Here is a 9,811-nt window from a genome sequence, read left to right on the forward strand (position 1 = left end):
GGGGAGCGCCGATGACTTCCCCGACCCCGCCCCCGACCCCGATGCCTGCGGCTCCTGAGGCCTCCGCGAACCCTGCGCGCCCCCGCCGGGACCGACGCCTCCGCGCTGGTGACCAGGGCGCTGGCCGCCGACCCGGCGCTGCCCGTGACGGCCGGCGGCGGCGCGCTCGCCCAGGAGATGATCCGGGTCAACCACTACGGCCCCGACGCGGCCGTCGGCGTGGTGCACGGCGCGCTCGCGGCCCTGGGGACCGCGCTGGCCGACGAGGCCGGGGTCACGGTGGACCTGGCGGCCGCGAGGCGAGCGGCCTCCACGGCCTGGGCAAGCGGGACGCACCAGCCGTAGAGCGGCGCACCCCGGCGCACCCCGGCGCACCCCGGCGCACCCCGGCGCACCCCGGCGCACCCCAGCCCCAGAACAACGCACCCACCCACAGAGCCAAATAACGAACCCCAGGAATTGACGCCATTCCATGAATACGGGAAGCTGCCTTTTCCGCGCAGCTTCCCGTCTTCTTCTGCCCCGTTTCCCCGAGACTAAACGCCACGATTTCACGCACGCCAAACCGCGTGATTCGGACAGATCTCGCGAGCGTTACGGCCTTGTGACCTACTCCACAACTGGTCCGTTTTGCCCGGATATGTGCACCCAAACCCCCACACAAAGCCGCGCACCCACGCGCGATAACACACCACCCCCCGTCCAGGTAACCCCTTCCGCCGATGCAATTTCGATTTTAGGTCGGTAAATTCAATACGCATGACCGCTGCACAAGCAGACCTAGCACCGACCCCTAGCGACATTGCCGAGAAACTGGGAGACCTGAGGCTCGACCGCCCGGAAGTGGCGGACGGCGCCGCTCTGTGGCGCATCGCCCGTGACTCCAAGACCCTCGACCTCAACTCCTCCTACAGCTACCTGCTGTGGTGCCGTGACTTCGCCGGCACCTCCGTGGTGGCCCGCGACGCCGACGGGCAGCCGGTCGGCTTCGTCTCCGGCTATGTGCGCCCCGACCGTCCGGGAACCCTGCTGATCTGGCAGGTGGCCGTGGACGAGACGCAGCGCGGCCGTGGCCTGGCCGCGGCGATGCTGGACGGCCTGTCCGCGAGGGTCGCCGCGGAGACCGGGCTGAGCATGCTGGAGACCACCATCACCCCCGGCAACACCGCGTCCGAGCGCCTGTTCACCTCGTACGGCGAGCGGCACGGCGCGACCGTCGAACGGGAGGTGCTGTTCGGTGCGGAGCTGTTCCCCGACGGCGGCGGCCACGACCCCGAGGTGCTCTACCGGATAGGCCCCCTGTCTTTCTGATCTCTCCGCCCCTCCCCGGCTCCGCCGAGCCACCGGGCCGCACCCGACCCCATGTCCAGGTAGCACCCCCACGTTCTTCATCTCCCAGGAGGAGATTCGCTGTGACCATCACCCAGCCCGACCTGAGTGTCTTCCAGACCCTGGAGTCGGAGGTGCGCAGCTACTGCCGCGGCTGGCCCACCGTCTTCGACCGCGCGCAGGGCAGCCGCATGTACGACGAGGACGGCCACGAGTACCTCGACTTCTTCGCCGGCGCCGGTTCGCTCAACTACGGGCACAACAACCCGGTGCTCAAACGCGCCCTGATCGACTACATCGAGCGGGACGGCGTCACGCACGGCCTGGACATGTCCACCACGGCCAAGCGCGCGTTCCTGGAGTCGTTCCAGAACACGATTCTGCGCCCGCGTGACCTGCCGTACAAGGTCATGTTCCCCGGCCCGACGGGCACCAACGCCGTCGAGGCCGCGCTGAAGCTGGCCCGCAAGGTCAAGGGCCGCGAGTCGATCGTGTCCTTCACCAACGCCTTCCACGGCATGTCGCTCGGCTCGCTCGCCGTGACCGGCAACGCCTTCAAGCGCGCCGGCGCCGGTATCCCGCTGGTGCACGGCACGCCGATGCCGTTCGACAACTACCTCGACGGCAAGACCCCGGACTTCATCTGGTTCGAGAGCCTGCTGGAGAACTCCGGTTCCGGCCTGAACCACCCCGCGGCCGTGATCGTCGAGACCGTGCAGGGCGAGGGCGGCATCAACGTGGCCCGCGCCGAGTGGCTGCGCCAGCTCGCGGACGTCTGCAAGCGCTGGGACATGCTGCTGATCGTCGACGACATCCAGATGGGCTGCGGCCGTACCGGCGCGTTCTTCTCCTTCGAGGAGGCGGGCATCACGCCGGACATCGTCACCGTCTCGAAGTCCATCAGCGGCTACGGCCTGCCGTTCGCGCTGACGCTGTTCAAGCCGGAGCTGGACCTCTGGGAGCCGGGCGAGCACAACGGCACCTTCCGCGGCAACAACCCGGCGTTCGTCACCGCGGCCGCCGCGCTGGACGCGTACTGGGCCGACGGCCAGATGGAGAAGCAGACCCTGGCCCGCGGCGAGCAGGTCGAGGCGGCGCTGTCCGCGATCCGCGCCGAGCACCCCGAGGACACCAAGGAGTACCGGGGCCGCGGTCTGGTGTGGGGCCTGGAGTTCCACGACAAGGACCGTGCGGGCAAGGTCGCCAAGCGGGCCTTCGAGCTGGGCCTGCTGATCGAGACCTCGGGTCCGGAGAGCGAGGTCGTCAAGATGCTGCCCGCGCTGACGATCACCGCCGACGAGCTGGACGAGGGCCTGCGCATCCTGGCCCGCGCCGTACGCGAGACCGCCTGACAGCCCAGACCCGTACAGCAGCACGCAAGACCGCAGCACGCGAGAGAGAAAAGGAACCGACTCACCGTGATCGTCCGTTCGTTCAAGGACATTGAAGGCACCGACCGCCACGTCAAGGCCGCCTCCGGCACCTGGGAGAGCAAGCGGATCGTGCTCGCCAAGGAGCGGGTCGGCTTCTCGCTGCACGAGACCGTGCTGTACGCGGGCACCGAGACCTCCATGTGGTACGCCAACCACATCGAGGCCGTGGTCTGCGTCGAGGGCGAGGCCGAGCTCACCGACGACACGACCGGCGAGAAGTACACCATCACGCCGGGCACCATGTACTTGCTGGACGGGCACGAGAAGCACACCATGCGGATCAAGGAGGACTTCCGCTGCCTGTGCGTCTTCAACCCGCCGGTGACGGGCCGAGAGGACCACGACGAGAACGGCGTGTACCCGCTGCTCACCGAGCCTGAAGCGAGCTGACGAGCACAGCGCACAGCAGGCAGCAGGCAGCAGGCAGCAGGCCAGCTGACGCAACGGGCGCACGCCCGGGCTTCAACGCCCCCCTGATCTCCTCGGCCGCCCCGCACTTCCTGGGGGCGGCCGGGGTGTACATCCCGTAAGGGCCGTACGAGAGGAGAGGCAGGCAACACCATGACCACCGCACCCGAACGCACCGCCGACCTGTACCCGACCCGAGGCGCCACCGAGGTGCTCATCGAACGCAAGGACCCCGTGGTGTGGTCCGAGCCGGGTACCGCTGGGCCGATCGCGGCCGACGAACTGGCGGGGTTCGAACGGGACGGTTTCCTGGCGATCGACCAGCTGATCGCGCCGGACGAGGTAGAGGTCTACCACGCCGAGCTGGAGCGGCTCATGAACGACCCGGCGATGCGGGCGGACGAACGCTCCATCGTCGAGCCGCGCTCGCAGGACATCCGTACCATCTTCGAGGTGCACAAGATCAGCGAGCTGTTCGCCAAGCTCGCCGCTGACCCGCGCGTCGTCGGACGGGCCCGCCAGATCCTGGGCTCCGACGTCTACGTGCACCAGTCGCGCATCAACGTGAAGCCCGGCTTCGGCGCAACCGGCTTCTACTGGCACTCGGACTTCGAGACCTGGCACGCCGAGGACGGCCTGCCGAACATGCGCACGGTCTCGGTGTCCATCGCGCTCACCAAGAACTACGACACCAACGGCGGTCTGATGATCATGCCGGGGTCGCACCGTACGTTCCTGGGCTGCGCGGGCGCGACGCCGAAGGACAACTACAAGAAGTCCCTGCAGATGCAGGATGCCGGAACCCCGTCCGACGAGGCGCTCACCCAGCTCGCCTCGCAGTACGGCATCCGGCTGTTCACCGGCGAGGCGGGGTCGGCCACCTGGTTCGACTGCAACGCCATGCACGGTTCGGGTGACAACATCACTCCTTACCCGCGGAGCAACTTCTTCCTCGTGTTCAACAGCGTGGAGAACGCCGCGGTGGAGCCGTTCTCGGCGCCGATCCGGCGGCCCGAGTTCATCGGGGCGCGGGACTTCACGCCCGTGAAGTAGCGCTCCGGGTAAGTCTCTGAGATCAGCCGTCCGGCGCCCCGCCGTTCCGGGGCGCCGGACGCCTCTCCGTCGCCTTCGGCTCCGTCCCTCTCGGCTCCGTCGCCCTCAGCCGGACAGCACATCGAGCAGCCGGTCCACATCGGCCGCGGAGTTGTACAGGTGGAAGGACGCCCGCAGGTTCCCGGCCCGGTCCGAGACCTCGACCCCCGCCCGGCTCAGCTCCGGCTGCCGCCGCCCGAGTCCCGGCACCGACACGATCGCCGAACCCGGCGCGTGCACCGGAGTGTGCCCCAGCCCGGCCAGGCCACCGCGGAACCGCTCGGCGAGCGCCAGGTCATGGGCCCGGATCGCGTCCACGCCGACCTCCTCGACCAGGGCCAGCGACGCCCGCGCGCCCGGATAGGAGAACAGGCTCGGGCTGATGTCGAACCGCCGCGCGCTGTGGGCGAGTTCCTCGACGGGCCCGTAGCAGCTGTCCCACGGCCGCTCGCCCGCGACCCACCCCGCGAACACCGGATTCAGCCCGCCGAAGTCCTCTGGCACGACGAAGAAGACGATGCCCCGCGGGCAGAACAGCCACTTGAAGGCCACGGCCACGGTGTAGTCGTCGTCCGCCGCGTCCAGCGGCAGCCATCCCGCCGACTGCGAGGCGTCGACCAGCGTACGGGCCCCATGGGCCCGCGCCGCCGCCCGGATCGCGGAAAGACCGGCGAGCCGGCCGTCCGCCGACTGCGCGGCGCTGTACGCCACCAGGGCGGTCTGCGGCCGCACCTCCGCGGCCAGCTTCTCCAGCGCCACCGTACGCACCACAAGGTCGTCCCGCATATGGAACGGGTTCACCAACGAACTGAAATCACCCTCGGCGACCAGCACTTCGGCGCCCGCCGGCAGCGAGGCGGCGATCATCCCGGTGTAGACGGCGACCGACGACCCGGTCGCGACCCGGCTGACCGGGACACCGGCGAGCCGGGCGAACGCGCTCCGGGAGACCTCCACGTCCTCGAACATGTCGGTGGGCCGCCCGGCCGCCGCGCCCTCGATGGCTTCCCGCATCGCGGTCACGGCGGGCTCTGGCAGCAACCCGGTGCTCGCGGTGTTCAGATAGGTGTTCCGCGGCGCGAAGACGCCGCCTGCGAGGCTGTCCATGCCCCCCACTCTGGGGCACCGCCACCTATTCGTCTATTGCATAAAATTGACGACGCGCCCCAAGCAACGCTTATGCATCGCCCCTGGCCTGCGGAACCTCGCAGCCATCGGGCCCGCAGACCTCCCCCTCACCGGCGGCCGCCACCGTCTGAAGCGGCGCACGGTCGCCCCACGCCTGCTCCAGCGCCCGCGTGAAAACCTCTGCGGGCTGCCCTCCGGAGACGCCGAAGCGCCGGTCGAGCACGAAGAACGGCACCCCGGTCGCGCCCAGTTCGGCGGCCTGCCGCTCATCCGCGCGCACCTCGTCCGCGTACGCCGCGCCGTCGTCCAGCACGGCGCGGGCCTCGCCCTCGTCCAGACCGGCCTCGGCGGCGAGCGCGAGCAGCACCTCACGGTCGAAGACGGACCGCTCCTCGGCGAAGTTCGCCCGGTAGGCCAGGTCCAGCAGCGCGTCCTGGCGTCCCCGGTCGCGGGCCAGGTGCAGCAGCCGGTGGATGTCGAAGGTGTTGCCGTGGTCGCGGCCCTCGGTGCGGTAGCCGAGCCCCTCGGCGCGCGCGTTGGAGGCGACGTGCTCCTCCATGGCCCGCGCCTCCTCGCGGGTACGCCCGTACTTCTTCGCCAGCATGTCGACCACCGGGGCGGTGTCACCGCGAGGACGGTCCGGGTCGAGCTCGAAGGAGCGGTGCACCACCTCGACCTGGTCGCGGTGGGCGAAGGCCTCCAGGCCCTTCTCGAAACGGGCCTTGCCGATGTAGCACCACGGGCAGGCTTGGACCAACGAAGCCATAACCGCTCTGACCTGGGGCTTTGCGTTCGCCTCCCTCTCCGACTTCACAAACACGCTCGGGGATGGAGACGGCCGCCCCAGTGACGCGCGGTCCGACTTCGGAGATTGGACCAAGACAGATGCACCGCGACGACTACCCCGCGCTTCGCTCCCTCGGGTTCACAGACGACGACCTCAAAGAACTTGACCTTTGGGAACCGGCCATCGGTTCCCCCGTGAATCTCGCGGAAATGTACGTGCGTCGGTCGAAGAAAAAGGACTCTCTTAGCGCGCTCCGTGAGCAGGTCCGCCGTATGTGCGCGCAGGGCGTCAGGGACAACAAAAAAATTCGACACGTCTGGTTCGAGCAAAAGAGCGCAAGCAAGAGCTACATCCGGCGCGAGGAATTCGAGAAAGCGACAGCGGCCGTCACGGAAGCTGGACTCTCGAAAGCGCTCTACGTATACAAGACTTCCCGACTCTCCCGCCGGGGCATGGGTCAGGTTGGCCTCTTGCTCGACACGTTCGAGGAACAGGGCGCGTACATCTTCGTCGTGTCCGAGGGGCTGGACTCTCGCACTTCCCGTACCGTGCTCGCGTTCCTGAGTGAGCAAGCGCGCGACCAAGTGAAAGACCTTGGCGATTTCGTCAAGCTGGGGATGGACTCGCACAAGGCAGACGGCAAGTGGACAGGTGGCGTAACACCCTATGGCCTGCGCGCTGTCAAGGGAGAGGGACGTCTAGAGCATGACCCGAAGGAATACCCAACGGCCCGGCGAATTGCCGAGTACCTGTTGAGCCGAAAGACCCCGGCATGGATCGCGGAAACCCTGAACGAGGAAGGATTGAAGGCGCGCAAGGGTGGCAATTGGCAGGCAACAGGAATCATCGCGCTTGCCCACGCTGTCACTTGGGCCGGACTCGTCGCACAGCGGGAAAGGATGCTCGACAAGAACGGCCAATGGCACGGAAAGTACCACCGGGGCGGAACCCCGCTGTTGGACAAGAACGGTATCCCCATTTCCTGCGGTAAAGGCGTGATCACGTTCGCAGAGCACGTCAAGATCAAAGCCATTCTCGCAAGCCGCGCACAGAAGAACGGGCCGGTAGGAAACTGTGAACGGGGGAAGCGGGAGATATCCAATCTCCTGTCGGGCAACATGCACTGCGGTCGCTGTGGTGCAAAGGAAGTCAGCAGCGGGCCCGCTTACCGCTGCTACGCCCGGACCAACGAGGGGGCCCACGTCTGCGAGGGCGTATCCATCGGGCGCGAGCGGGCCGACGATGCTGTTACCCAAGCATGGTTCGGCCACATCCTGAGCCTGTCCCCCGAGTCTGCCACGCTGCACGAAATCGCCCGTGAATGGCTGGCCTACAAAGACCCGGAAAAGGAAGCACGTAAGGCACAGGTGACGGCTGCGCTTGAGTCGGCAGTCGGCCGGGAAATGAAACTCAACAAAGAGTTTTTTGTTCTCGGTCGCATGACGGAAGAGATGTTCGACAGCATGCGCGTACAGGTGGGCGAACAGATCACAGCCCTAAAGACCGAGCTTGCCGAACTGACGCGGGAAGCGGACCTCTCCCCGCTCATGGACCCCGAGGCACTTGCCGCGCTGTGGAACGGGGCCGGTATCGCTGGACAACGGGCACTACTGCGGGCCGCACTGACAGACAAGGGAATCGTCCTCGCACCGTCCAAGGGTCGGGGGTACCGAGTGCCCGCCATTGACCGGCTGACGTTCCATTGGCGGGAGGCCAGCGACCCGGCATGGGACACAGCGTTTGAAGCGGGCGTGAAGCACGCGGAGAGGACACGAGAGCGTAGCGCCTAGACGGCCGCGTAAGCGGCTCTGAGAGGCGACTAGGGCCCCGGCGGGAACTCCCCGCCGGGGCTTTCTCGTGCCCGCAGACGGCCGCACAGAGCCTTTACCGACCGGCCAGCGCCGAGGGGTTCCGGTGGCTTGCCGACAACGGCCCCGAGGGAGGCCACAGACGGCCGTCTGCGCGCCGCTCCCTGCCCGCTGGCCGAGGGCTTCCGGGTCACCCCTAGTGGGCCGCCTGACGGCCGAACAGAGCCTGTAGTCGAGTAATTACGTACAGTGACAGCAGGCACTCGCCGGCTCGGATCTGACGGCTTTTCAGAAACGCTTTACCGACTCCCTCTCTGGACCCTGAGAACAGCGCTTAACCGGCACCCCTCGGGGACTGCGCAAGACACACGATCTCTGGAAGTTGGAACCGCCGCACTGGAGAGAACAGCGAGGAGGCAACGCGGTGCCGATCACAAACACTCTCGACCTTGAAACGCTCAGTGCTCGGATGGACGCATGGGCCGACGAACCCCGGAGTAAGCGGGGCCGTCTCGTCCGAGTCTTCCGAGCGAACCTCGGTAACTCCCCCGACCTACAGGCGGCCCGGCTCGCGCTGCTGATCGGGTACGCCGAGAACCCCGCCTAGACGTTCTGTCGCCCCCTCCCGGAGAAACCCCCGTCACTCGTTGGCGGGGGTTTTCTCTGGCTCTCTTTAGTGGACTTTCGGGGAAACAGAACAAGACGCGACCACCCTTTAGATGACTTGCGCGGAATGCCGCGTGATCCAGACCGCCATTTAGTGGACTTTGGAGGAAACCCCGCATGACTGACAGGACTAACGAGGTACTTACGAGGAACAGCCGCGCCAATGAGCGCGACTTTTCCCGAATCCGCAAGGCGGTACAGCGGGCCGAGGCTGCGGCGTGGGAAGCAATCGGCACCGGCGACCCAAGGGCCGAGGCGGCCCACGAATACGCACGTCTCGCGCTGGCCGTAGTAGACGAGATCCTGTTTCCGGCTAACCGCTGCGCTGGCCCAGACTGCGTAACCCCCTTGCAGGACAAGGGCATTGGGCGTCCGGCCATGTATTGCTCGGACCGCTGCAAGTACCGCGCTGCGTACGCGAGGAAGCGTGAGCGGGCACAGCGGGAGGGGTGAGCCGGTCTCTCTTTCTTCTTAGTTTTCTTACCTTGTTACGTAATGAAGTGTGTATGTCCCTAGCAAGGTAGGTCCACCAAGGGATTCCAAGGGCGGCCCAAAGTGCTGCTCTCAAACGACACTCGACACATCCAGAGGAAAGCCCGAGAAATGACGTACTACCCGTGGGAAGCCACGGACGGCCGCTGTGTCGTCTGCGATGGACCACTAACCGGCCGACAGGAGATCCTATGCTCCCCTCGCTGTCGCAAGGCCAGGCAGCGCGCGGCACAGCTCACCCGAGACGAATTCTGGGAGCGATTAGCCGGGCGAGACTGCGCCCGCTGTGGAGACGCGTTCGAGCCGAGGAATAGCCGACAGCGTTTCTGTTCGCCCGGCTGTGCTCTCAACGAGGACGCCCGGTGGGATGCCGTCTGCGAACTGGAAGGGTGCGAGGAGAACACCGGTTGGGACGGCGTAGGGGCACCGCGCCGGTTCTGCTGCAATGCCCACAAGCAAAAGGTGTATCGCCTCCGTAAGGTCGCTGAGAGCGCGTCTGCGGGCCGCTGAGAGGCTATCCGGTCTCTCTGGTCAAGGGTCGGGAGATAGGCCCCCAGAGAGGCACACAGGCCCTTTTTACAAACTCACTCTCTAGCCTCGCGCTTTCACGAGGTGGACTGTCCGACGGATGGTCAGGTAAGCGAAAAGTGCCTCTGACCAGCAAGAAT

7 protein-coding genes and 1 pseudogene are annotated in these 9,811 nt (G+C 66.9%); 6 read left to right on the forward strand and 2 right to left on the reverse strand.

Annotated features, from left to right (window positions below; all coding sequences use genetic code 11):
• Positions 1 to 69 precede the first annotated feature (69 nt).
• From ACX6XY_RS29305 to thpD, 5 genes and pseudogenes are all read left to right on the forward strand, one after another.
• Positions 70 to 345, forward strand: a pseudogene (locus ACX6XY_RS29305) (alanine--glyoxylate aminotransferase family protein); the annotation flags it as partial.
• 414 nt (positions 346 to 759) lie between these two features.
• Positions 760 to 1,311, forward strand: a complete 552-nt coding sequence (gene ectA, locus ACX6XY_RS29310; protein WP_460337390.1) for a diaminobutyrate acetyltransferase — start codon at positions 760 to 762, stop codon at positions 1,309 to 1,311.
• A gap of 101 nt (positions 1,312 to 1,412) precedes the next feature.
• The gene (gene ectB / locus ACX6XY_RS29315; protein WP_460337393.1) at positions 1,413 to 2,681 is read left to right on the forward strand and encodes a diaminobutyrate--2-oxoglutarate transaminase; all 1,269 of its coding nucleotides are present in this window, start codon (positions 1,413 to 1,415) and stop codon (positions 2,679 to 2,681) included.
• A gap of 66 nt (positions 2,682 to 2,747) precedes the next feature.
• A complete protein-coding gene (locus ACX6XY_RS29320) occupies positions 2,748 to 3,152 on the forward strand; it encodes an ectoine synthase (RefSeq protein ID WP_411058724.1) in 405 nt (134 codons plus the stop codon).
• A gap of 171 nt (positions 3,153 to 3,323) precedes the next feature.
• Positions 3,324 to 4,223, forward strand: coding sequence for an ectoine hydroxylase (gene thpD / locus ACX6XY_RS29325; RefSeq protein WP_460337398.1), 900 nt, complete (start codon positions 3,324 to 3,326; stop codon positions 4,221 to 4,223).
• A 105-nt stretch (positions 4,224 to 4,328) separates the two neighbouring features.
• Here the strand turns inward: thpD and ACX6XY_RS29330 are convergent, their stop codons facing one another.
• Together ACX6XY_RS29330 and ACX6XY_RS29335 are read right to left on the reverse strand one after the other, a co-directional pair.
• Complete coding sequence (locus ACX6XY_RS29330) at positions 4,329 to 5,369, reverse strand: aminotransferase class V-fold PLP-dependent enzyme (protein ID WP_460337401.1); 1,041 nt, start codon at positions 5,367 to 5,369, stop codon at positions 4,329 to 4,331.
• A gap of 70 nt (positions 5,370 to 5,439) precedes the next feature.
• Entirely contained in the window at positions 5,440 to 6,156 is a 717-nt protein-coding gene (locus tag ACX6XY_RS29335) for a DsbA family oxidoreductase (protein WP_460337403.1), read from the reverse strand.
• 119 nt (positions 6,157 to 6,275) lie between these two features.
• On the opposite strand from ACX6XY_RS29335, the gene ACX6XY_RS29340 reads away from it, so the two are divergent.
• Positions 6,276 to 7,967: a recombinase family protein gene (locus ACX6XY_RS29340; RefSeq protein WP_460337406.1), complete on the forward strand. Its 1,692-nt coding sequence runs from the start codon at positions 6,276 to 6,278 to the stop codon at positions 7,965 to 7,967.
• Positions 7,968 to 9,811: the final 1,844 nt, after the last annotated feature.

The organism is Streptomyces sp. O3, from assembly GCF_054788135.1.